The organism is Rhodococcus sp. ACPA4, from assembly GCF_002300185.1.
In the GTDB taxonomy this organism is placed as follows: domain Bacteria; phylum Actinomycetota; class Actinomycetes; order Mycobacteriales; family Mycobacteriaceae; genus Rhodococcus_F; species Rhodococcus_F globerula.
In genome coordinates this window covers 779,186-800,610 of the sequence record NZ_NSDY01000001.1, presented here as the reverse complement: position 1 = coordinate 800,610, position 21,425 = coordinate 779,186, and the positions used below count along the sequence as shown (strand labels likewise).

Genomic DNA, 21,425 nt, shown 5'->3' with positions numbered 1-21,425 from the left:
GCATGCGCTCGAACGAGTTGGAACATTAACACGCTCGCCCGCCGAACACGAATCACCAGGTTGGCATTCATTCTCCTCCCCGAACGCCCAATTTCACCCATTTAAGAACTTCACGAACGCACTCGACCGGCCCATAACATCGCAATTTTGAGCGATTCCACTACCGAAACGCCTACTGAGCTGGTGATTTGTATGAATCCGACACCGTCGGCTAATGTTTTCAACGCACCGAGGAGAGCAACCAACTCCCCAAGCAACACGGTGCGATGCGGACGTGGCGCAGCTGGTAGCGCACAACCTTGCCAAGGTTGGGGTCGCGGGTTCGAATCCCGTCGTCCGCTCGAGAGGTGTAACTCAACCTTTTACGGTGGAGTGGCCGAGTGGTGAGGCAACGGCCTGCAAAGCCGTGCACACGGGTTCGATTCCCGTCTCCACCTCGCGCGATTAGCTCAGCGGGAGAGCGCTTCCCTGACACGGAAGAGGTCACTGGTTCAATCCCAGTATCGCGCACCACGTCAGGCCCTCGGGCCTGATGGTCAAGACCCGCTTGCGGGTCTGATAGGTTAGACACGCACTGAGCGCCGGCAACGGAGTTCAATGCACATGCGGACGTGGCGCAGCTGGTAGCGCACAACCTTGCCAAGGTTGGGGTCGCGGGTTCGAATCCCGTCGTCCGCTCCATTTTCATCTCCAGACCCGCGCGATTAGCTCAGCGGGAGAGCGCTTCCCTGACACGGAAGAGGTCACTGGTTCAATCCCAGTATCGCGCACCACGGAAATACGCAGAAAGCCGGAATCCTTACGGGATTCCGGCTTTCTGCGTTGTGCACTAAGACTTGCTGCACCACTCGCGCTGATACAGAATCCCGACAAGGGTTCCCGTATCAGCGTGAGCGAGCAGTAAAGGCGACGCTTCAGTTCGAGAAACGGTTTGCTGCTGACGTCATCGCGCGAAGTGATGACTCTGTTGCCGACTCACCGATGCCCATAGCCCAATTCCGACGACCATTGCACTCCGTGAAAATGAAGGTGGCTGTGCGGTGGCCGATCTGGTGCTGGTGAAATGACAGGATCTCCAGCGCGATTCCTGCGTCGTGCAGCATCGACGTCATTGCAGAAATTGCTCCGGTTGCGGTGGCGGAGGCCGTCGCGATGCGCTCCCCCAGACCGAGAGTTGCTTCGTACGTCCAACGACCGGGGGCGATCTTCTCGCTCGACCATGCACCGAGACGGATCGGGCCACTCATTGCCGCGTAGGTGGATTCGAATTCGTTCCACGACATCTCAGCGCATTCGGCACGCAGGCCGGCAGGCAGGGATTTTCCATGACGCGCAGCAAAAGGATCGCCGGCAAAGGAATAAGAAGAATCAGAAGCGAAGGCGAAGTTGTAAGTCATTGTCGTGGTCTTCCTGGAATGAAGTGGAGGACCAACTGGTAGCACGACGACCCGCAGCGGGGGGTCGGTCCGATTCAGACCCCGCTACGGCGGTGTACTACGAGAATGCGCTTCATGTGAGTGAGGCTAGGCGGCCAGGCGCCAGAACGCAAACCTGGACGCTAAACCCGCGCTGCCTTCTGAGCCGCAATCAAGCTGCGATACCACTCGAACGAAGCCTTCGGGGTGCGTTTCTGGGTGTCGAAATCGACGTGGACCAGGCCGAATCGTTCCTGGTAGCCGGCTGCCCACTCGAAGTTGTCCAGCAGCGACCACACAAAATAGCCGCGCACGTCGACACCGTCGTCCATGGCCGATCGCAGGGCCCGTAGATGTGCGTCGTGGTAGTCGATTCGAGCAGTGTCACTGACCTCGCCCGAACTGTTCAAGGTGTCGTGAAACGAACAGCCGCTCTCGGTGATGTAGATCGGCGGCAGGGACTCACCGAACCGCGACTGGAATGTTCGCAGGATCTCGCCAAGCCCTTCGGGAACGATCGGCCATCCGAAATCGGTTGTGGGATAACCGGTTATCGCCACCGGAGCAAAGGGAAGTCCCGGCGGTAGATCGATCTCGAGAACGCCGTCGGTGCCCTGTCCCTCGACAGGGGCAGCGATCATCGTCGGCTCGTAATAGTTGATGCCGTACCAGTCGAGGGGCGCATTGATGATCGTCAGATCCTCGTCGACCGGTCCGGTGAGGATCTGCGCAAATTCGTCGGCCGGATATTTTCCGAGCAGTATCGGATCGGCGAACATCCAGTTGACAACGTGGTCGTAGATGTCTGCGGCCATCACGTCTTCCGCCGAATCTGTTGCGGCGCGCACCGGAGCGTGATTGGACGCGATGCCAATCCCCGAGCAGCCCGCCGACCGCAGCGCGTCGACTGCCAGACCATGCCCGAGGAGCTGGTGATGTGCGGCCTGGAAGGCGGCGAATCCCAAGGCAAGTCCCGGGGCATGAACTCCTAGGGCGTGGCCGTACAGAGTGTGGACAACAGGCTCGTTGAGTGGCATCCACAGGCCGACACGATCGGCAAACCGTTCGCCCACAATCTGCGCGTACTCCCCCAACCGAAACGCCGTGTCGCGATTCATCCAGCCCCCTTGCTCTTGCAGAGCTGACGGCAGATCCCAGTGAAAGAGCGTGACGGCGGGCGTAATTCCGGACTCGCAGAGCCTGTCGATCACTCGGTCGTAAAAATCGAGCCCCCTCTGGTTCACCTCGCCTGATCCGGTAGGGAGGATTCGCGACCACGACAGCGACAGGCGATACGCGTCAAGTCCCAGCTGCGCCATGAGAGCGACGTCGGATTCCCAGCGGTGGTAGTGATCAGCAGCAACGACGCCGGTCTCGCCGCGCACCACAGCACCGGGTTGAGTGCAGAAATCGTCCCAAATCGACGGCCCCCGACCGTCTTCGGTCACTGCGCCTTCGATTTGATACGCAGCCGTCGCGGTTCCCCACACAAACTCGGGGGGAAACATTGCTGTTGGATGTGCACTCATAGCCGTCAGTTAATCAAAGAATGCTGCGCGACACGCGACTTTGTTGGACACTCGACCAGTACCAAGTATCAAGTAGCGTTCGGCGGGCAGTGCCCAACCACAGACAAGGCCACATTCGATGACGGATCACACCCGCAGCCTGACGAAGGCTCGGATCGCCACCTCCGTGGCTTTCGGACTCCAGGGTTTTCTTCTCGCGTCGATTCTGACGCAACTGCCCGCGTACCGGGACTTGTTTGCGCTCAGCGAGTCGTTGCTGGTCGTTGCGGTTGTGTCGGTGTCAGTGATCGCCGGCCTCGGCAGCGTTCTCGCCGAGCGACTCGCAGTTCGAACATCGAGCAAGACCACGCTCCGCACAGGACTGGCCGTCATCGCGGTCTTCGGCGGCGCCACCGGACTGGCCCCCAACTCTGCACTCTTTTTTGTCTGCCTCGCTGTCTACGGAATCGGCCTCGGCATCGTTGATGCGGCAGCAAACATGCAGGCCGTCTCAATCCAACACGCCAAGGGACGCTTCATTCTCAGCTCGTTCCACGCAGCCTGGAGCGTCGGGGCCATCGCCGGCGCGCTCTACATCTCGGCAACCGCAGGACTCGACATCTCGGTGCGGGTTACCCAGGTGGTCGCGGGAGTGATTGTGGCCCTGCTGCTTCTGGTATTCGGACCGTCATTGCTCGATCGAAGCGCAACAACCATCGCGGATACGAATACCGGTGGCTCCGTCACGCTCACGGTCCCGATGCGAGCGTTTGTCCTGCTCGGCATCGCGATGGCACTGTTCTACGCAGTCGATTTCAGCATCGGCAACTGGTCGACCCTGTACCTCGAAGACGTCCTGCTTGCCGACGCGAGCACTGCCGCTCTGTCGATGGCTGCCTACCAAATCGCAGCTTTGGTTGCGCGATTGACCGGCGACTACTGGGTGGGCAAGTTCGGTGAAACTGCCGTCGTCCGTATGGGATCAGTGATCGGCGTGATCGGCATGACGATTGTCGTGACGGCGCAATCTCCTGCGATTGCGATCGCCGGGTTCCTGATCGTCGGTCTTGGCCTTCCGGTGATCGCCCCGATCTGCTTCAGCGCTGCCGGTCGGATGGCGCCACCCGATCAGGTGGATACCGTCATCGCTCGCATCAACCTCTTCAACTATGTAGGCACCGTTGTCGGCGGCGGAATCGTCGGAGCTGTCGCCGCATTCAGCGACCTGCGGATCGGGTTCCTCATACCACTGGCGTTCTGCGTGATTCTGATTGCGCTTGCACCAGCGTTTGCCCCGAAACGCGCCGAGAGCCTGGCGGCTGAGAAAGCCGGATAGCCGTCACTGACACGGCAAGTGGTGTACTTGAGCGACCATTGCGCGTGCAAGGAAGGACGAAGTGACGTGAGCATCACCGTTGACCGGGCCGGAATCTGGGATTCCGAAGCAATCGCCGACGTGGCCGCGGTGACCTTTCCACTCGCCTGCCCGCCCGATGCATCCGACGACGACATCAATGCCTTCATCGACAACGTGCTCTCGGTCGACAAGTTCTCCGAATACCTGACCGACCCGACACGGACGGTTCTCAAAGTGATCTCGAGCGACGCCATAGTCGGCTACGCGATGCTCATCGACGCCGAACCGTCCGATCCCGACGTGCGGGCAGCACTCACACTGCGCCCGACGACGGAATTGAGCAAGCTGTACGTGCTTCCCGGAAATCACGGAAGCGGCGCCGCAGCATCATTGATGGCCGCGGTGGTCGCTCACGCCCACGAAAGTGGCAGTGCGGGAATCTGGCTCGGAGTGAACCAGGAAAATGCGCGAGCGCAAAAGTTCTACGCAAAGCATGGCTTCACACGGGTAGGGACCAAGACCTTTGTCGTGGGCACCCAGCTCCATCACGATTTTGTGATGGAGCGACCGGTGAACTAGGTCGCGGCGACCTCGAAACGAGACAACGCGAGCAGACGCGACATGGCACGCAGGTACTTCTTCTTGTAACCGCCGGCCAGCATCTCCGGGGTGAAAATCTCGTCCAGGCGAGCGCCGGACACCGTCACCGGAATGCTCGCGTCGTACAGGCGGTCGGCAAGAACCACGAACCGAAGCGCAACCGACTGGTCTGTCGCGGGGTGGACGCCGTCGATGTAGACAGCGCGAACACCCTCGACCAGCTTGTTGTATCGCGACGGGTGCAGCGTGCTGAGGTGCTTGCACAGCTCGTCGAAGTTGTCGAGCGTTGCGCCGTCGACGGACTCTGCGCGCGCAACCAACTCTTCGGAGGAAATCGGCTCGGGAGCGGGCGGCAGATCGCGGTGACGGTAGTCAGGACCGTCGACGCGAATGGTCTCGAAGATCGAGCCGAGCTTCTTGATCTCGCGCATGAAGTCCTGCGCAGCAAAGCGGCCCTCACCGAGCTGACCCGGGAGTGTGTTGGACGTCGCGACGATGGACACACCGCGCGTCGACAGCTCGGACAGCAGGCGAGAGACCAGCATGGTGTCGCCCGGATCATCGAGCTCGAATTCGTCGATGCACAGAACGCTGTGCTCGGAAAATGCCTCGACGGCCTTGTTGAAGCCGAGTGCGCCGACCACGTGCGTCAGTTCGACGAACGTGCCGAAAGCCTTGGGCGACGGAACGCTGTGGAAGATCGACGCGAGAAGGTGCGTCTTACCGACACCGAAGCCGCCGTCGAGGTACAGACCGGCGCCCGTGGCCTGAGTCTTCTTGCCGAACAATCCGCGACGACCGCCGGCCCGAATCTTGGCTACACGCTTGGAGAATTCCTCGGTCTTGGCAACGGCAGCTGCCTGACTCGGCTCGTTGGGATCCGGGATGTAGGACGCGAAGCTCACGTCGTCGAACATTGCGGGTGGAACCATTTGAGCGACCAATTGATCGGCGGGTACCACCGGACTGCGATCGACAAGACGTTGAGGCATCCATCAAGGGTATCTACGTGGTGTGATCTCTCATATGCACCATCTGGATTTTGCGACCTACTTCACACCCGATCAGCCGCAGCGGCTCCGAGAGCTCTATTCATATCCGGAAAACTTGCAGCATCCGTGGGTTCGGGTGAACTTCGTGTCCAGCATTGACGGTGCCGTCTCCGTCAGTGGGCTCAGCGGCGGTCTGGGCACCCCGGCGGACAAGACGGTGTTCGACACGCTGCGCGAACTCTGCGACGTGGTTGTCGTCGGAGCCGGAACCGCGCGCGCGGAGAACTACGGCGGCGCCGTGATGAACGACGACGCTCGGGCACGCCGGGTCGCGTCGGGGCTCGCCCCTGTGCCCCCGATCTTGGTTGTCTCGTCACGCGCGTCGATCGACCCCGAAAGCCGGCTGTTCTGCGACGCCGAGGTCCCACCGATTCTGCTGGTCGGCTCCGACGCAGACGCCGCTGCCGTATCGAGGTTGAGCGATGCCGGTGCCGACGTTCACCGAAGTGTCGGCGCGGCGGTGCGCAGTGTCGACGTCGAGAACACAGCATCCACTCTGAATTTGCCGCGAATTCTGTGCGAAGGCGGACCGTCCCTGTTCGGCCAACTGATCACGGACAACGCCGTCGACGAACTATGCGTGACGACGTCTCCGCAACTGGTCGGCGGCAACGCGGGGCGGATTTCCCTCTCCGCGCAGTCCCTTCCCACCCCGATGATGCCTGCACATATCCTCACGGACTCCGACGGCACGGTGCTGTCGCGGTGGGTTCGTCAACGTCCTCGGCACTGAACCTGGCACTCTGGTCGGCATGCGCAGAGCGGCTTTGATTGCAGTTGTCCTGGCGACCTGTTGTGCCTGTGGCGCAGGGCCCTCCATTCGCCCGGACGTCGCCGTCGAAGGTCACACCGGTGGCACCCCCGGGAGTTCCGATACGTCACAGGCGACACCTCCCCCGGTTCCCGCTCCGGCCGTCCCGACCAGCGATCTCCCGTGGCGCGACTGTAGCGGGACATCTCTTGCCGACGCCGCGTTGGCGGCCGCCAGCACGGGCGTCATCGTCGAATGCGCCGAATTCAGCGCTCCCATCGACACCAGCGGCCGCATCGACGGAACATTCACGGCTGCGGCGACCCGGGCCCGAACGTCGGCTACTCCTGCTGACGCCTACCCGATTGTCTTCACCTCCGGAACCGATCGGTCGTCGGGAAGCACCTTGGCCATGCTCTCTGCCACCGGACTGACGGCCGTCCTCGCAGCCCACCCGGTTGTGGCTCTCGACCGCCGCGGTATCGACCGCTCGACGCCCATCGAATGCATGGAACCCGATACTCGGCGCGGACTCGCCGATCTCGGCCAATTCGAGCCGAGTTTCAGCGGAGACGCAGCCGACGCCGTCGCCACCCTCGGGCACGACGCCACAATCTCCTGCACCGACTATCTCGATCCGCAGGAACTCGAATTCGGAGCCGACGCCGCGGCCGACGACATCAACGCACTGCGCACGAGGTGGGGCGTCGACACCATCGCGCTGTGGGCTGCAGGCTCCGGTTCGGATATCGCATTGAGTTACGCCGCAACATATCCCGACAACATTGCACGATTGATCCTCGACTCGCCCGCACCGATCGCCACCGATGCCACCACCGAGGAGGAAAGCCGAGTCCAAGGCCAGGAAGCAGCGTTGACGGCGTTTGCCACTCGCTGCGCGGCGCTGTCCTGCTCACTCGGACCCGACCCCCGCGCGGCCGTCGTTGCCTTGACCGAACGCGCGCGAGCCGGTGAGTTCCGGCCCTTGTCCGCGGCGTCCATCACCCGCGCAATCTCGGCAAGTCTTGCCATCGCGAGCCAGAATCGTCAACTGGACACAACGTCTCTGGCCGACGCTCTCAGTGCGCTCGGAACCGGAAACCCCGTACCCATGCGCGAACGTGCCGCAGCCGCAGAGAAAACCCTCGCCAGTGACGGTCAGTTTGTCGGACGCTGCACCGACGGCGTTCAGTGGCCGGGAGTGGGGCGCATCCGCGAACTGCAACAAACGTGGGGTAAGTCCTACCCCGTGTTCGGGAACGAAGCCGCACTCGGATTGTCGGCCTGCGCAAGTTGGCCGACAACCGCTCCGACGCCCTTGCCCACCGCGTTGAAACCGACTGTTCTGGTCCTCAGCGGTCAAGCCGACCCCGCCGTCGGCAACACCGGGCTGGCCACCGTCACCGGAGTTGTCACCAACGCCGGCGCCCGGTTCGCCAGCCTCGATTGGCAAGGCTCCGGACACCCCGCGATGCAATCTGCCTGCGTGCAACAGGCCGCGGTGTCCTACCTGGACAATCAGAGTCTGCCGGCCAACGGCAATGTGTGCCCGGCCTAGCCGAATATGACGGCCGTCACCCACCATTGCAGGGTGCATCCCCAGATCTGTTTGCGTCTCGGTGTACCGTTCCGAAGTGTTCCTTAGACAAATCGAGCCTCGCACCGGGCGGACAACCCAACAAGTCGTCAACTACGTTTTGTGGCCGATCGCCGTGATGACCGTGATCAATCGCGTTGTCGTCAAAGCCGTCAACGGGTCGATCACCGATGATTTCCGGCCGGTCTACAACGCCGCGCTGGCATTCTGGAACGGCCGCGAGGTCTACACCGCGGACTTCAACACGGTAGATCCGCACTACTTGTATCCCCCATCGGGATCCTTGCTGATGGCACCACTGGCCATCCTCGATCCCGAGCGCTCGCGCTGGCTGTTCATCGGCGCCAACGCGATTGCGATCCTGGTCGCGCTCTATCTGCTGCTACGGCTGTTCGATCTGACAATCAGCTCCATCGCCGCGCCAATTCTCGTACTGGCCGCGTTCTCGTCGGAGACCGTCACCAACACTCTGGTGTTCACCAACATCAACGGCATCGTGCTGCTCAGCGAGATGGCGTTCCTGCTGCTCCTGATGCGCCGTAAAGATCTATGGGCAGGCGCATCGATCGGCATCACTCTGGCCGTCAAACCTACTCTTGCGCCGCTGCTGCTGCTCCCCTTGGTTCGTGGTCAGTGGAAGGTTTTTGTCACAGCACTCGGCATCCCGTTCATCCTCACCGTCGTCGCGGTGCCTCTCTCGGCGGATCCGATGGCATTTGTCGAACGCACGGTTCCGTACCTGCTGGAATCACGCGACTACTTCAACAGCTCGATAGTCGGTAACGGCGCCTACTTCGGCCTGCCCGATTGGTTGGTCCTCACCCTGCGCGCGGTCTTCGCCGCCATGGTCCTGATCTCGCTGTGGCTGCTCTACCGGTACTACCGCAATGACGATCTGTTCTTCCTCACCACCACAACGGGCGTGATCATGACCGCGTCGTTCCTCCTGCCGTCGCTCGGGCAGATGTACTACTCGATGATGCTGTTCCCGCTCCTGATGTCGGTGATTCTCAAGAACTCCGTCATGCGGAACTGGCCGGCCTGGCTTGCCGTGTACGGGTGCATGACATTCGACGACTGGTGGTCCTTCCGTTGGCCCGCCTTCGGCCGGGCAGCGGAGTACATGAAGAGCACTCTCGGGTGGAGCCTGCTGCTGATCGTGATCTTCTGCGTCCTCGGTTACCGGTATCTGGTTGCCCGACGCGAGGGACGCCTGGACCGCGGAATCGATCCCGCCTACCTCCTCGATCCTCCTGTGGATGCCGTCCCACCTGCAAGCAAAGCCGAACCTGCAGTAAAGGATTAGCGTGTAGGCATGAGTTCTACAGATAACGCCCCCGAAGTCACCTTCACCGACGAGCAGTGGCGCGAAAAACTGACCCCGGCCGAGTACGCGGTCCTGCGTCAGGCCGGTACCGAACGGCCCGGCGTGGGCGAATACACCGACACCACCACCGAAGGTGTGTACTCCTGCCGGGCGTGCGGCGCCGAACTTTTCCGCAGCACCGAGAAGTTCGAATCGCATTGCGGGTGGCCGTCGTTCTTCGATCCGGCCAACTCCGACGCCGTCATCCTGAAGGAAGACGTGAGCCTGGGAATGCGACGCGTCGAAGTTATCTGCAAGAAGTGCCACAGCCACCTCGGCCATGTCTTCGAGGGTGAGGGCTACCCCACTCCGACGGATCAGCGGTACTGCATCAACTCAATCTCACTGGTACTGAATCCCGCGAAGTAGTCCTCGGGGTCCCTGAGACAGGTACAAGTGCACACAAGTCTCCCCTGCGTGGCTGGATCAGCCATCCGAGGGAGACTTGTGTGCGTTCCGGCCCCAAGCTGAAACTGGGGTGTCAGTTTCAGAAGACGACTGCACGGTGACCTGCGATTTTGGTGTCGCGTGCAGTCGTCTTCTGACATTCCGTGTTCAGAAGTGCTGTGCACCAACCGTCTAACTGACGTTGCGGTACAGGGTTGATCAGGCGACTCCGAGCGTGTCGGCTATTGCGGTCATGGAAACGCCGGCACCTTTCATCTTGCGGGCGATTGCCCTTCTGTTTCTCATGAAGCACAGGTGGTCGGCCACCGGTTCGTCCTTGCCTTTTCGCCGCTTCCAAGCCAGCAAATGTTCCCTCCCTCAGAAGATTTCGCTCAAATTCGGCGAGAGCTCCAAAAATTGTGAAGATCAACCGGCCGCCGGAGTTGGTGGTGTTGATTTCTTCGGGGAGGGAGGTAAACCCGACGCCGATAGCTTCGAGGTGGGCAACCGTTTGCAGCAAGTGAGGAAGGCTTCGGCCGAGCCTGTCCAGGCGCCACACGGCCAGCGTGTCGCCCGGTCGAAGGTGTTCGATGACTGCGGCCAGTTGCGGGCGGTCGTCTTTCGAGCCGGATGCGACGTCGGTCCAGATCTTGTAGTAGCCCGCGGCCGTCAGAGCGTCCGTCTGCAGAGTTGGGTTTTGATCTGCCGTCGATACCCTCGCGCACCCCAAAAGTGTGCTCACAAGGGCACAGTGTTGCAGAACTCAACGACAGTAAGTATTGAGAGACAGTGGGTTTTCGGACGGGTTTTGCGTGTGACTCTCGAAATTATTTGGCACGTTTTTCCCCGAATTATTTGGCACGGTGAGGCCCCGCCGGGCGAGTTGGCGGTCGACGGTCTGCTGGCACCGACCCTTCGGCTCAGCTAGCCGCGAGCGCTTCGATCAATGAATCGTAGGTTCCCTCTGCGGCGGAACTGGCTGCGTCGAGAAGGAAGTAGCATCCACACATGCACGTCGACATCGAAGGCGCCACCCAGATCGCCCGCCTCGCTGCAGAATTCGACTGGACCTGGGCCGTCGACGACCTGGAACCCTTCTGCGCACAAGCTGGATGGGAGCTCGTCGAACTCAGGCATGCTGGCGGCTCGATTCGGACGAACTTTCATGTCAGCCGGCCGACGGCGAACATGTTCGGGCGGCAACACAGAATGGATTCGATCTCGATCTTAGTCACGGATCTGGCAGATGACGCTACGCCCATGACAGTGGTGCGTCCGTTGCTGGTCGAAGGATTCACGAACCTCGATGTGGCACTTACTGCACTCCTGGGGACAGCCACGAGCGCCGAACCTGAGGCAACTATCCGGTGGGATCTGCCGAAAGCGGTCATCACACCGAACCGGGGTGTCAGTGCGATCCACCTGCATCTGAAGAGTCCGGGATATCAGGCATGGGCGGATGAGCCCGAACCGGAGTACGAGGACGAGTACGAGGACTAGCGATCGAGGTCGGCGAGATCGCATCCGGTGCGGAAACAGTACTAGTCACCGCGCGGCCCCGGCCTCATGCACTCCGGATCCGGAAGAGCCTCCAATCCTGTTCGAATTCTCCCCAGAGAACTCATAGTGCCCGACGGACTTGCCACACCGAGAAGTGATTCAGCTCATGGCCACCGATCCAGAGGACACCCACAGCGGATATCCCGCCGTCTGGGATATGGCAAGGTCAGCGGCCTCGAGCACGCCGATATTCTGGAAATCTATCCGCTAGAGCTCTATCAAACGCGGCAACACGATCGAATGAATCAACATTCGGCTGCACGTGATCGCGTTCAAGGTGCGCCGTCATCAATCCTGCTGCATCAGTGAAGTAACCATTGACGATGCACAAAGTAATTGTCGCCCGTAGAACGCGGGGGTTGATCCGGTCGAGCGAGGTTCCCGGGATCGGCTCCTCCGCCACCCGGATCAACTTCTCAATCGAGTTGCGATCGTCGAACCATTTCACAACCGCACCGGATACGCGATTCTCAAACCACTGCACGGCAATCGGGACGTCCGCTTCAGTAATCACCCACGGTGCCTTCCCCACCAACTCCAGACCCGGCAGTTCGTTGAAAACCCGATAGTCAACGCGCTCATGGAAGGGGCTGTCCGGCCTATCGCCTTTCAGCAGTGCGTCTGATGGAATTGACTGTAGTGCGTCACCTACCCTCGGAGATATCAGGAATGCAGTTCCCGTGCACCTTGTGGCACCGTCCCTCGAATAGCCGATAAGTGCTTGCACGGCAGCGATGGTATTCGGAATGCCAACAGCATCACTCTTGAACCAAAAGGCACCGTCATTACTCTCCACTAAGGGTTCATACGGCATATATCCCGCGCGCACCATTGCATCGGTCAATTCTCCCTTAACCATATTGGTAACACGGTCTCTTTTTCGAGCAGCCACAACTAACTCCTTTCAGGCGAGAGCTCCCACCACATCGATTCACCAATCCCGTCGTTGTAGCGCTCCCACCACGACCTTGCCGGATCTGTAGCCACCTCAGGGAGGTTACCTGGCGTCCGATACGCGAGGCCTAGTCACATAATTCATCCCTCCATGCCCACTGAAATTCGGTGCCGGAGTCCTTTTCCTGGCTCACTCGAGATTTGTGCGCGGTCGGTGACGATAATTTCGGCTTGACGTGTACATCCGGGAATTGCAGCCGCATCTTGTGAACGATTCGATAGCCCTCGTCGTACCACTTGAAGGGATCGATTCCAGGTCGCCACTGCGGTCGCGAGCTGAAGTGGCGGTGCAGGCCGGGCTGTGGGGCTATCCGCTGGCCCACCGCACCGAGTCGTGGCCACCGACGTTGCAGGCACAGGGCGCGGGCCACAACTATCTCCACCGGTTCGAGCGGCTCAAGACTGCGGATGAGGCTGCACATCGAATCGCAGAATCGGTGCTGAACCACTGACTGAGTCCTCGGATGTTCTGCTGCACTGCGTCAGAACGATCGACAGACAGAGAACGGCTGGAGTGATGATGCCTTCGCCGAGAGTGCAGTCGTCTTCTGAAAAATGCAGTCGCCTTCTGAAACTGACATGGGACGCCGATTACACAGCGAGCGAGGCCAAGTCAGTCGAGCGATCGCGGGCGTGCGCGGGGTCAGGCACCGGAACGGCGTCGATCAAGGCCCTCGTGTAGGCATCACGCGGTGCGGTGAAGACCGCGTCGACGCTGCCGATCTCGACAACGGAGCCGGATCGCAGCACTGCAACCCGGTCCGCGACCTGGTGGACAACGGCGAGGTCGTGGCTGATGAACAGGCAAGCAAACCCGAGATCACGCTGCACCTCGGTGAACAGCTCCAGCACCTCGGCCTGCACCGAGACGTCGAGCGCGCTGGTCGGCTCGTCCGCAATCACCAGCTTGGGCGTCAGCGCCAGTGCGCGGGCGAGTGCAACGCGCTGCCTCTGCCCACCGGAGAGCTGATGTGGAAAACGGTCGGCCAATGTACTGGGCAACCGAACGGCGTCGAGCATCTCGAGTACGCGAGCGCGCCTTTCCCCCGCCGTACCGATCTTGTGGACGTCGAACGGCTCACGGATGGTTGCTGCGATGGTCAGTCTCGGGTCGAGAGACGCGGCGGGGTCCTGGTGAACAAATGCCAGATCACGGCGCAGTTCCTGCAGCTGACGGGACGGCGTTTCAGCAAGATCGTGGCCACCGAACAGAACACGTCCCGCCGCCAACGGCACCAGACCGGCAGCAACGCGGCCGAGCGTGGTCTTCCCGGAACCCGACTCACCGACAAGACCGAGGACCTCTCCCCTGCTGACCGTCAGGCTCACGCCATCGACTGCCAGAAAGGCGGGACTACCGCGCCTGGCCGGGAACTGCACTGTGGCGCTGTCGAATTCGAGCACAGTACCCTCGGTCGACTCCGGAGTGATCGCAGCCGCTGCGACACCCTCGGGAAGGCGCGGCACTGCGGCCAGCAGTCGACGGGTGTACGGGTGGGCCGGCGCGGCAAACAGTGTGTGCGTGTCACCAGTCTCGGCAACTTCGCCATCTCGGAGGACGATCACCCGATCAGCATGCTGCGCAACAACTCCCATGTTGTGGGTGATGAGCAGGATTCCCATTCCGGTCCGCTGACGGATCCGGTCGAGCAGCGCCAGGATCTCGGCTTGCACGGTGACGTCGAGCGCGGTGGTCGGTTCATCGGCGATCAGTAGATCGGGGTCGTTGGCCAGGGCCAGCGCGATCGCAACGCGCTGCTTCTGGCCACCCGAGAGTTGGTGCGGAAAGTAATCGACGCGGCGCTGCGGATCTGGAATCTCCACCTGCTCGAGAAGTTCGATTGCGCGGACGCGAGCATCACGGGAAGAGACCGTTCGATGGGCGCGAATCGCCTCTCGGATCTGCCATCCGACACGACGGACTGGATTGAGCGCGCTCTGCGGTTCCTGGAAGATCAGCGCAACCGTCGAGCCACGCAGCCGATTCAATTCGTCCTCGGTCGCGTCGAGTACGGATGTGCCGTCAACACCGATCGAACCGCCCGCCGCGGCTCCATCAGGGAGTAGGCCGAGGATCGCGCGGGCTGTCATCGACTTACCCGAACCGGACTCCCCCACGAGAGCCACGACTTCGCCCCGACACACCTCGAGAGTGACATCGTTGACGACGGGCGGCTGCTGCCCGAAGGCAATATGCAGGTCGCGGACGGAGAGGAGAGCAGTGCGCACGAGAGGTGTCCTTGTTCGGGAGAAGAGTAGTTACCGGCGCCGGGACCGGGCTGCCAGCGCTTGCGAAATCAGGAGCAGTCCGAGGACCAGAACAACAACGACCAGAAGAGGACCGAAGACAAAATACGGCGAGTGATAGGCATTCTGGGTTCCCTCCTTGATGAGTGAACCGAGTGACGGCATCGGCGGGATAACTCCGAGTCCGAGGAAGCTCATCGCGCCTTCGATGAACACGCCGACCGACATCGCCAACGCAAGTTGAACGGTGAGGGGTTCGAGGCAGTTGGGCAGTACGTGGCGTCGCAGGATCCAGCCTTCGCTCGCACCCAGGGTTCGAGCGGATTCGACGTACGGCAGCTCGCGCACCGTCAGCACTGACGTGCGCATGAGCCTGCCGAACACCGGGATTTCGGCGAGCACGATGACAACCGAGATCGTCATGATTCCCGGGCCGATAACCATCGTCAATGCGATAGCAAGAACGATGGTCGGAAACGCGAGAATCAGGTCGAACGAGCGTTGCAGCGCGGTATCGAGCCAGACGGCGCGCGATGCTGCCAGACCGAGAAAGGAGCCGATCAGAGCTCCCAACGGGACAGCAACGAAGATCACCAGCAAATCGATCCGTATGCCGTACAGAGTCCGCGAAAATACGTCGCGGCCAACCGAATCCGTACCGAACCAATGATCACTGCTCGGGCCGAGCAGAGTCGCTCCACGTATCTGTTCGTCCGGCGCGAACGGAGCGAGCCAAGGGGCTAGCAGTCCGGCAAGGACTACAGCCCCGACCAACGCGGCGCCGATCAGTCCGCGACCGCTTCGCAGTGCTGCCCAGCGATCGTCGCGATCTGCGCCGGTTCCGTCGGTGGACTTCTCGAGCGGCATGGTCATGACTGACTCCCCAATCGAATTCGAGGGTCGAGCCACGCGTTGACGAGATCCGTGGCGAGCTGAACGATGACAAAAAGAACCACGGAGAACAGCAGCATCACTTGAACCACCGGGTAATCCCGGCTCGAGATCGCGCGTTCGATGAGGTTTCCGAGGCCTGGCCAGGCAAAGATGGCCTCGACGAGTACGGCTCCACCGAGTAGATGACCGATTTGCATCCCCAATACCGTCACGGTCGACGGCAGAGCGTTGGGCAGCACCTGAGTCAGAATGATCCGTCGACGCGAAATACCAAGGGCACGTGCCGTTGTGACGTACGGCTCCGCAAGTTGACTGCGAAGCGACTCGGCGAGAAACCGGGTCAGCGCAGCCGCAATCGGAAGCCCGAGACATACCGCGGGAAGAATCAGATACTGCACCGTGATGCCCGGGTCGTCCAGGAACCCTTTGCGGGGAATCCCGCCGGCCGGCAATACCGCCCAGACCACACCGAACAACACCACCAGGAGCGCGCCCGTCACGAAGTTCGGGATCGCGACGGCGACCGTGCCGAATGTGGTCACAATGCTGTTGAGCCACCGCCGATCCATGATGACCGACACCGTGCTCGAGGTGAGCGCTACAGCAATCGCAATCGCCAGGGCGGTGACCGAGAGGAGCAAGGTATTGCCAAGTGCGTCGAGCATCAGCGTGGAGATCTCACCGCCGAGAATCAACGACCGACCGAGATCGAAGGTGAGAATTCCGCCAAGCCACGAAAAGTACTGACCGAGTGGAGAACCGTTCAGCCCCAACTCCTCACGCAGGGCTTCCAGAGCTTCCGGAGTGGCATCTGCACCGGCCAACACACTGGCCGGGTCACCAGGTACCAGCCGCAAAAGGGTGAAGATCAGCACCGAACCCACTGCCAGAACCAGCAGGGCCGAGGGCAGGCGCCGAAGTGCATACGAGAGCATGACCGATCACTCACTCAGATAGGCATTGCTCAGGTCGAGTTCCGCCCTCTTCGACCAGTCCACATCGTGGACCGCGGCGGACATTGCGAGGGTGTTGTCTGCGTTGAGCAGTCCGATCACGACGGCGTTGTCGAGCAGTTCGTGGTTCAGAACCTGGTATGCCGCAGACGCTTCCGGGCTTTTCGGATCCGTGATCCGCCACACCGCTTCGGTGGCAGCCTGGTAATCCGCATCGATGAAATTGGACGTGTTCTTGTAGGCGTTGAACGGGTAGGCACTGGTTGGCAAGGTTGAGGGTGTGTACTGCGCAAATACGTGCGAGGTGATCCAGAGTCCGCCGTACGTGCCACCGATCAGGTTCTTGACCGATGTCGCAGCATCGATCGGTTCGATAACCGTCGTGATACCGACTGCGGCAAGGTCCGCTTGAATGATTTGCGCGATGGATTCCGACTCACTCGATCCCGCGGTGTAGCTGATCGGAATGACCGGGATGGCGCCGACCTCGGCGACCAGGGCCTTCGCCTTGTCGATGTCATGGTTGTACGTGGAGTTGAGGCTCGCATCGAACGCCGGCGAGTATTCCGGCCACGGCAGGTTGTCGGAATTGCCATGCCCTTGATAGACGTCTTCGAGTAGGCGTTCGCGATCCACGGCATTCGCGATTGCCTGGCGGACGCGAACATCACCCAGGCCCGGAGCCTGCACGTTCGCGCCGATGTACCACGTGCGCAGCACGCCGGTCTGGTCCATGACCTCGAAATTGGAGTCGGCGGCGAGCATATCGGCGTCACGCGGAGCTGCGTTGAGCAGCAAATCCAGCTGTCCTGACCGAAGTTGCGACACCCGTGTCTGCGCGTCGGGAACAATGACGTACTCGACGCCGTCGAGGTTGGGCGCACCACCCCAGTACTGCTCATTGGCCTCGAAGGTCATTCCGCTTCCGGGTTGCCAGTTTGCGAAGGTGAAAGCTCCGGTTCCGTTGTAGCCCTTCCCCGAATCGAAGTCGGCCATGGTGTTGCGGTCGATGACGGGCACGACGTCGAGCAGATCGAAGAAGTTACCCGCCGGATGCGCGAGAGTAAGCACAATCGTGTGATCATCAGGCCTGGCGTAGTTGGTGATCAGCTGCGCAGTTCGCGCGAGCTGTCCGGAACGCGCTGGGTCCGCATAGGTTTCGAGGCTGAACTGCACATCGTCGGACGTCATCGGGCGTCCGTCGTGGAACGTGACATCGGGCCGCAGCGTAAGCGTGATCGTCAACCCGTCATCAGACACCTGCCACGATTCGGCAAGCGCGGGCTGGGGGTCGAGGCTTCCTGCCGGGTAGGTAATCAGCGTGTCGTAGACAAGCCCGGAGAGCGCAGCATTTACCGGTACGCCTGAAAAGAACGACGCCGGGGTCAGATCCCCGCTGTCGCCGATCCGCAGCACACCGCCATCTACGACCTCCGTGCCGGCGGCCGCCTGATCCACTGCCGAGCTACATCCCGTCACGGTGAGTGCACCGAAGAGAGCAACGGCGACTATCCCCCGCAGGGAGGGACGTCTGAGGACGGAGCGGCTGTTCACGGAGAAACCTTTCGAGGGGCCCTGCACGGGCAGGTGCTGCTGTTGATCGGGATGAAAGATCGTGCTGCTCGCGGACAGTGGTTCGTGAGCAGCTTGGAGAAGCGCGAGGTGACGTCAGAGTCAGCGAGCCGGGATGGGAGCTTCCGGAGCAACCTCGATGCGATGAATTCGGCGCGGCTGATCCGCGTAGTCGTAGATCGCGTTGTGCTGGACGAAGTGGTTGTCCCAGATAGCGATTTCGCCAACAGTCCAGCGGCGACGGACGGTGAATTCCGGTCGGATCGACACTGCCTTGAGTACACCCAGGATCGCGGCGCTCTCTTGTGCGTCGAGTTCGTTGATGTAGCTGGTGAACAGGTCGTTGACGAAAAGCGCTTCGCGTCCGGTCTCGGGATGCCGGATCACCAACGGGTGGTCGGCTTCGGGGACATTCTCCCTCGGTGCGATGCGGTGTTTTGCGGTCAGGCCGTAGAGGAGTTCACGCAGCGGCTCCGACAAAGCGTCGAGTGCGTCGGACTGGTTGGACCACATGGTGTCACCGCCGAATTCCGGAAGGACCTGCATGTGCAGAACGCTGAACCTGGACGGCGCGTCACGCCAGGACACGTCGCAGTGCCAACGATTGGCCTGGTACGCGCTTCCGTTCTCGGTGCCGATCACGCTGATCTCGCGGTAACCCTCGTCGCCAAGGTTCAACAAGTGCTCGTGTGGGAGAACAACCTCACCGAAGTGCTGCGCAAACGCGCGGTGGATCGCCGGATCGAGGCCCTGTTCCGGAAAAAAGAGCACGCTGTAGCGGTACAGCGCGTCCTTGACCAGTTGAACATCGGCGTCCGTCAGTGAGTCCACTCGCAGGCCCCGGACTTCGGCGCCGATCTTGCCGGCGAGGGGCACGATTGTAGTTGTCGTGGGTTCTGCGATTGCGGTCATCAATCTTCCTCGAAACATATACGTGGGTGTGCAAATTGGACTGCGTTCAAAGTAATCAATGTTTCTTATTTTGAGCATCGTTAAAATTTCGATGATTTAAGCATTGACAGACGTCAGATTGGTCGATACCCTGCCAGCCACTCACGCTGAGAATTCACCAATGCTCTTGCAGTCCGGCTATATTCGACCCGACGAGTCCAGCCACAACACTGTCGCCGGTAGGGTCGACCAGTGTGACCTCAAAACGTGGCCGATACCGCGCGGGAGAACAGACACGCGTTCAACTCATCGAAACCGCGGAGCGGCTTTTTGCACTCAGCGGCTATGAGGGCGTCTCCATCTCTGACATCCGCATCGCGGCAGGCCAGCAGAATGCATCGGTAATCGCCTACTACTTCGGTTCGAAGGAAAATCTGCTGCACGCGATATTCGCTTACCGCCTGCCCGACATCAACGCAGACAGACAAGCAATGATGCTCCGAACAAGCTCACAGGGCGCGAATATGACTACGCGCGAGGCTTTATGGGCAATTGTGCAACCATTGGCCAACAGCATCAGCCCGGACAACCACTACGTCGCACTACTCGATCGGCTGATGGAAACGGCAATTCTCGGCCGCGTCTTCACCACCGCAGATCCGACTGTGACAACAAGCGGGTCCGCCGTCAACCAGAGTCTCAACGACAGCCTTGTCGAACTCGCGGAAGATGTTCGACTGCAGCGCATTCAGATCGTTTACACCAGCTATCTCCGGGTATTGGCGGGTTACGACAGACGCGGCACCCGACCCACCCATGCTGAACTGTCCGCCCTGATCGACGGATGGGAAGCACTACTGCGAGCTCCGGTTTCCCAGGAAACTCTCGACGCCCAGAAGGAAGCCCAGCTGAACCCGACTCCATCGAGTCACTGAAGGCGCTGGTGCTCCCTCACGGCTAGGACAGACTCTGCCTCGGGAACGCCGATTGCATTGAATCCGACCGTGATCGGCTCATCGATCGGAAAGTGTGCTGGTAACAGAAGCAGACCTTCACGCGCGCACCGATCAAGCAACGCCGTGCGGGTTCGCAACGAAACAGCGGGTTCAGCATCCCCGCCTTGGCAGAGGTCCGGAAACAGAAACTGGATGGGATGGTGAATGACGTCACCGGAGATGACCGCGCCGCCGTCAGGAGTCTGGATCTCCACCGTGAGATGCCCACCCGTGTGCCCAGGCGCAACACGCACTACTACAGCTGTCCCTTCGTGCTCCGCCAGGACATAACCGTCGTCGACAGCCACCCACGCCGCCTCGTCGAGTACCGGACGAATGCTGTCCTCAAAGGTTTTCACAAGATCGGAAACCACACCTTCGCCGGCACCAGATGCGGCCAGCCGCTCGAGACCTTCGAGTTCAATACGCCCGAAAATGTATGTGGCACCGGGAAATGTCGGCTTCCAAACCCCTGCGTCGAGCTTGGTGTTCCAACCGCAATGATCAGGATGCAGGTGAGTGCTGATAACGGCATCGACATTATCGAGGCCGATGCCGGTGGCAGCAAAACGTGTGAGGTAATCGGTGTCGAACATGTGATGCGGCAGTAGGTTCGGGCGGTTCTTGTCATTGCCGTTTCCCGTGTCTACCACGATCGTCTTACCACCGATCTCGACGACGTAAGTATGGATTGCAAGCACCAAATCGCCACTCGGTCTGTCCACGAATGGCTCTGCCAACAGACGAGATGCGGCCTCGACCTCGGCGTCGCTGATCAAGGGAAACAGATCGCGTGCAGCAAACGGCCAGTGCGCCATCTCTGTAAGTTGTGTAACGCGCGCTGATCCGATGTCGATGCCGAAACTCATCCGCCTTGCACTTCCATTCGCTCAGGCACATCTTTGTGATGCGCAATGACACATACTGACCCCACGCTGTTCCGATCCCAACCAGCGAGTCCCGATCATCGGACCTATCCTCCACCGCAACAGTGCCACCTTCTCGTGACCCTCGCTCCACGCTTGTCGGAGACAATTTGAAATCACTCGGATCGAAACGGATCCATTCCGATCCATGTACCGTGATTCGACCATCATCGAGCGGTCCCTTTCATCGATCCCGCCTTCCATTACGGTGCGCGGCGACGGCCGTTCACCGAGCGCACATGAAATCGAATCCAACACTGCCACAATATATTCAATCGATATTTGCCGTATTAACGAGTCTGGTCCCGTAAGCCAGTGCCTCGCGGCGTCCGATGCGGGAGACTACTCCAACGCCCTTCATACGAAACTCGGGACGAACTCCGAATCCTGAATTCCTGTG

The 21,425-nt window shown here is 60.7% G+C and carries 19 protein-coding genes and 5 tRNA genes; 13 read left to right on the top strand and 11 right to left on the bottom strand.

The window, feature by feature from the left end:
- The first annotated feature begins 268 nt into the window (after positions 1–268).
- The 5 genes from CJ178_RS03690 (at position 269) to CJ178_RS03670 (ending at position 773) form a co-directional block, all read left to right on the top strand.
- Positions 269–341 (top strand) — tRNA-Gly (locus tag CJ178_RS03690).
- Between the two features lie 25 nt (positions 342–366).
- Positions 367–437: transfer RNA gene (locus tag CJ178_RS03685), tRNA-Cys, on the top strand.
- A gap of 1 nt (position 438) precedes the next feature.
- Positions 439–513: transfer RNA gene (locus CJ178_RS03680), tRNA-Val, on the top strand.
- 92 nt (positions 514–605) lie between these two features.
- Positions 606–681, top strand: a tRNA-Gly gene (locus CJ178_RS03675).
- Between the two features lie 17 nt (positions 682–698).
- A tRNA-Val gene (locus CJ178_RS03670) sits at positions 699–773 on the top strand.
- Between the two features lie 141 nt (positions 774–914).
- On the opposite strand, the gene CJ178_RS03665 is transcribed toward CJ178_RS03670, so the two are convergent.
- Together CJ178_RS03665 and CJ178_RS03660 are read right to left on the bottom strand one after the other, a co-directional pair.
- The gene (locus CJ178_RS03665; protein WP_092808378.1) at positions 915–1,397 is read right to left on the bottom strand and encodes an alpha-isopropylmalate synthase regulatory domain-containing protein; all 483 of its coding nucleotides are present in this window, start codon (positions 1,395–1,397) and stop codon (positions 915–917) included.
- A gap of 161 nt (positions 1,398–1,558) precedes the next feature.
- The gene (locus CJ178_RS03660) at positions 1,559–2,944 is read right to left on the bottom strand and encodes a GH1 family beta-glucosidase (protein WP_095886139.1); all 1,386 of its coding nucleotides are present in this window, start codon (positions 2,942–2,944) and stop codon (positions 1,559–1,561) included.
- Positions 2,945–3,062: 118 nt separating this feature from the next.
- Between CJ178_RS03660 and CJ178_RS03655 the strand changes: the two genes are divergently transcribed.
- Together CJ178_RS03655 and CJ178_RS03650 are read left to right on the top strand one after the other, a co-directional pair.
- On the top strand, positions 3,063–4,259 hold the full coding sequence (locus CJ178_RS03655) for an MFS transporter (protein ID WP_095886138.1): 1,197 nt from the start codon (positions 3,063–3,065) through the stop codon (positions 4,257–4,259).
- Between the two features lie 66 nt (positions 4,260–4,325).
- Positions 4,326–4,859, top strand: coding sequence for a GNAT family N-acetyltransferase (locus CJ178_RS03650; protein ID WP_092808381.1), 534 nt, complete (start codon positions 4,326–4,328; stop codon positions 4,857–4,859).
- Here CJ178_RS03650 and zapE read toward each other — a convergent pair.
- Positions 4,856–5,872: a cell division protein ZapE gene (zapE, locus tag CJ178_RS03645; protein ID WP_033234718.1), complete on the bottom strand. Its 1,017-nt coding sequence runs from the start codon at positions 5,870–5,872 to the stop codon at positions 4,856–4,858. The two genes, CJ178_RS03650 and zapE, sit on opposite strands and share 4 nt — an antisense overlap.
- A gap of 34 nt (positions 5,873–5,906) precedes the next feature.
- Between zapE and CJ178_RS03640 the strand changes: the two genes are divergently transcribed.
- From CJ178_RS03640 to msrB, 4 genes are all read left to right on the top strand, one after another.
- Entirely contained in the window at positions 5,907–6,665 is a 759-nt protein-coding gene (locus CJ178_RS03640; RefSeq protein WP_092808382.1) for a pyrimidine reductase family protein, read from the top strand.
- Between the two features lie 19 nt (positions 6,666–6,684).
- Positions 6,685–8,241 carry an alpha/beta fold hydrolase gene (locus CJ178_RS03635; RefSeq protein ID WP_095886137.1) on the top strand — a complete coding sequence of 519 codons (1,557 nt, stop codon included), beginning with the start codon at positions 6,685–6,687 and terminating at the stop codon, positions 8,239–8,241.
- A gap of 61 nt (positions 8,242–8,302) precedes the next feature.
- Entirely contained in the window at positions 8,303–9,586 is a 1,284-nt protein-coding gene (locus CJ178_RS03630; RefSeq protein ID WP_033234721.1) for a glycosyltransferase family 87 protein, read from the top strand.
- Between the two features lie 9 nt (positions 9,587–9,595).
- Entirely contained in the window at positions 9,596–10,015 is a 420-nt protein-coding gene (msrB, locus tag CJ178_RS03625; protein WP_033234722.1) for a peptide-methionine (R)-S-oxide reductase MsrB, read from the top strand.
- Positions 10,016–10,133: 118 nt separating this feature from the next.
- Here msrB and CJ178_RS03620 read toward each other — a convergent pair whose 3' ends face one another.
- Positions 10,134–10,775, bottom strand: a complete 642-nt coding sequence (locus CJ178_RS03620) for a recombinase family protein (protein WP_257012990.1) — start codon at positions 10,773–10,775, stop codon at positions 10,134–10,136.
- Positions 10,776–11,041: 266 nt separating this feature from the next.
- Between CJ178_RS03620 and CJ178_RS03615 the strand changes: the two genes are divergently transcribed.
- On the top strand, positions 11,042–11,533 hold the full coding sequence (locus CJ178_RS03615) for a DUF6301 family protein (RefSeq protein ID WP_095886136.1): 492 nt from the start codon (positions 11,042–11,044) through the stop codon (positions 11,531–11,533).
- Positions 11,534–11,759: 226 nt separating this feature from the next.
- Here the strand turns inward: CJ178_RS03615 and CJ178_RS03610 are convergent, their stop codons facing one another.
- The 6 genes from CJ178_RS03610 to CJ178_RS03580 all read right to left on the bottom strand — a co-directional run bounded on the left by CJ178_RS03610 (position 11,760) and on the right by CJ178_RS03580 (position 19,125).
- Positions 11,760–12,485: a hypothetical protein gene (locus CJ178_RS03610; protein ID WP_143547491.1), complete on the bottom strand. Its 726-nt coding sequence runs from the start codon at positions 12,483–12,485 to the stop codon at positions 11,760–11,762.
- Between the two features lie 653 nt (positions 12,486–13,138).
- The gene (locus CJ178_RS03600; RefSeq protein ID WP_095886133.1) at positions 13,139–14,776 is read right to left on the bottom strand and encodes an ABC transporter ATP-binding protein; all 1,638 of its coding nucleotides are present in this window, start codon (positions 14,774–14,776) and stop codon (positions 13,139–13,141) included.
- A 30-nt stretch (positions 14,777–14,806) separates the two neighbouring features.
- On the bottom strand, positions 14,807–15,667 hold the full coding sequence (locus CJ178_RS03595; RefSeq protein WP_095886132.1) for an ABC transporter permease: 861 nt from the start codon (positions 15,665–15,667) through the stop codon (positions 14,807–14,809).
- The gene (locus CJ178_RS03590) at positions 15,664–16,623 is read right to left on the bottom strand and encodes an ABC transporter permease (RefSeq protein ID WP_095886131.1); all 960 of its coding nucleotides are present in this window, start codon (positions 16,621–16,623) and stop codon (positions 15,664–15,666) included. Before CJ178_RS03590 ends, CJ178_RS03595 begins: the two co-directional genes overlap by 4 nt.
- A gap of 6 nt (positions 16,624–16,629) precedes the next feature.
- Complete coding sequence (locus tag CJ178_RS03585) at positions 16,630–18,195, bottom strand: ABC transporter substrate-binding protein (protein ID WP_095886130.1); 1,566 nt, start codon at positions 18,193–18,195, stop codon at positions 16,630–16,632.
- A gap of 120 nt (positions 18,196–18,315) precedes the next feature.
- Positions 18,316–19,125: a TauD/TfdA dioxygenase family protein gene (locus tag CJ178_RS03580; RefSeq protein WP_095886129.1), complete on the bottom strand. Its 810-nt coding sequence runs from the start codon at positions 19,123–19,125 to the stop codon at positions 18,316–18,318.
- Positions 19,126–19,358: 233 nt separating this feature from the next.
- On the opposite strand from CJ178_RS03580, the gene CJ178_RS03575 reads away from it, so the two are divergent.
- On the top strand, positions 19,359–20,039 hold the full coding sequence (locus tag CJ178_RS03575; RefSeq protein WP_095886128.1) for a TetR/AcrR family transcriptional regulator: 681 nt from the start codon (positions 19,359–19,361) through the stop codon (positions 20,037–20,039).
- On the opposite strand, the gene CJ178_RS03570 is transcribed toward CJ178_RS03575, so the two are convergent.
- Positions 20,033–20,968: an MBL fold metallo-hydrolase gene (locus tag CJ178_RS03570; RefSeq protein WP_095886127.1), complete on the bottom strand. Its 936-nt coding sequence runs from the start codon at positions 20,966–20,968 to the stop codon at positions 20,033–20,035. The genes CJ178_RS03575 and CJ178_RS03570 overlap by 7 nt on opposite strands.
- Positions 20,969–21,425 lie beyond the last annotated feature (457 nt).

Excerpts from the sequence above, each read along its gene's own strand:
- CJ178_RS03665 (WP_092808378.1), bottom strand. The coding sequence starts at position 1,397 with ATGACTTACAACTTCGCCTTCGCTTCTGATTCTTCTTATTCCTTTGCC.
- CJ178_RS03660 (WP_095886139.1), bottom strand. The coding sequence starts at position 2,944 with ATGAGTGCACATCCAACAGCAATGTTTCCCCCCGAGTTTGTGTGGGGA.
- CJ178_RS03655 (WP_095886138.1), top strand. The coding sequence starts at position 3,063 with ATGACGGATCACACCCGCAGCCTGACGAAGGCTCGGATCGCCACCTCC.
- zapE (WP_033234718.1), bottom strand. The coding sequence starts at position 5,872 with ATGCCTCAACGTCTTGTCGATCGCAGTCCGGTGGTACCCGCCGATCAA.
- CJ178_RS03640 (WP_092808382.1), top strand. The coding sequence starts at position 5,907 with ATGCACCATCTGGATTTTGCGACCTACTTCACACCCGATCAGCCGCAG.
- CJ178_RS03635 (WP_095886137.1), top strand. The coding sequence starts at position 6,685 with ATGCGCAGAGCGGCTTTGATTGCAGTTGTCCTGGCGACCTGTTGTGCC.
- msrB (WP_033234722.1), top strand. The coding sequence starts at position 9,596 with ATGAGTTCTACAGATAACGCCCCCGAAGTCACCTTCACCGACGAGCAG.
- CJ178_RS03615 (WP_095886136.1), top strand. The coding sequence starts at position 11,042 with ATGCACGTCGACATCGAAGGCGCCACCCAGATCGCCCGCCTCGCTGCA.
- CJ178_RS03595 (WP_095886132.1), bottom strand. The coding sequence starts at position 15,667 with ATGACCATGCCGCTCGAGAAGTCCACCGACGGAACCGGCGCAGATCGC.
- CJ178_RS03590 (WP_095886131.1), bottom strand. The coding sequence starts at position 16,623 with ATGCTCTCGTATGCACTTCGGCGCCTGCCCTCGGCCCTGCTGGTTCTG.
- CJ178_RS03580 (WP_095886129.1), bottom strand. The coding sequence starts at position 19,125 with ATGACCGCAATCGCAGAACCCACGACAACTACAATCGTGCCCCTCGCC.
- CJ178_RS03570 (WP_095886127.1), bottom strand. The coding sequence starts at position 20,968 with ATGAGTTTCGGCATCGACATCGGATCAGCGCGCGTTACACAACTTACA.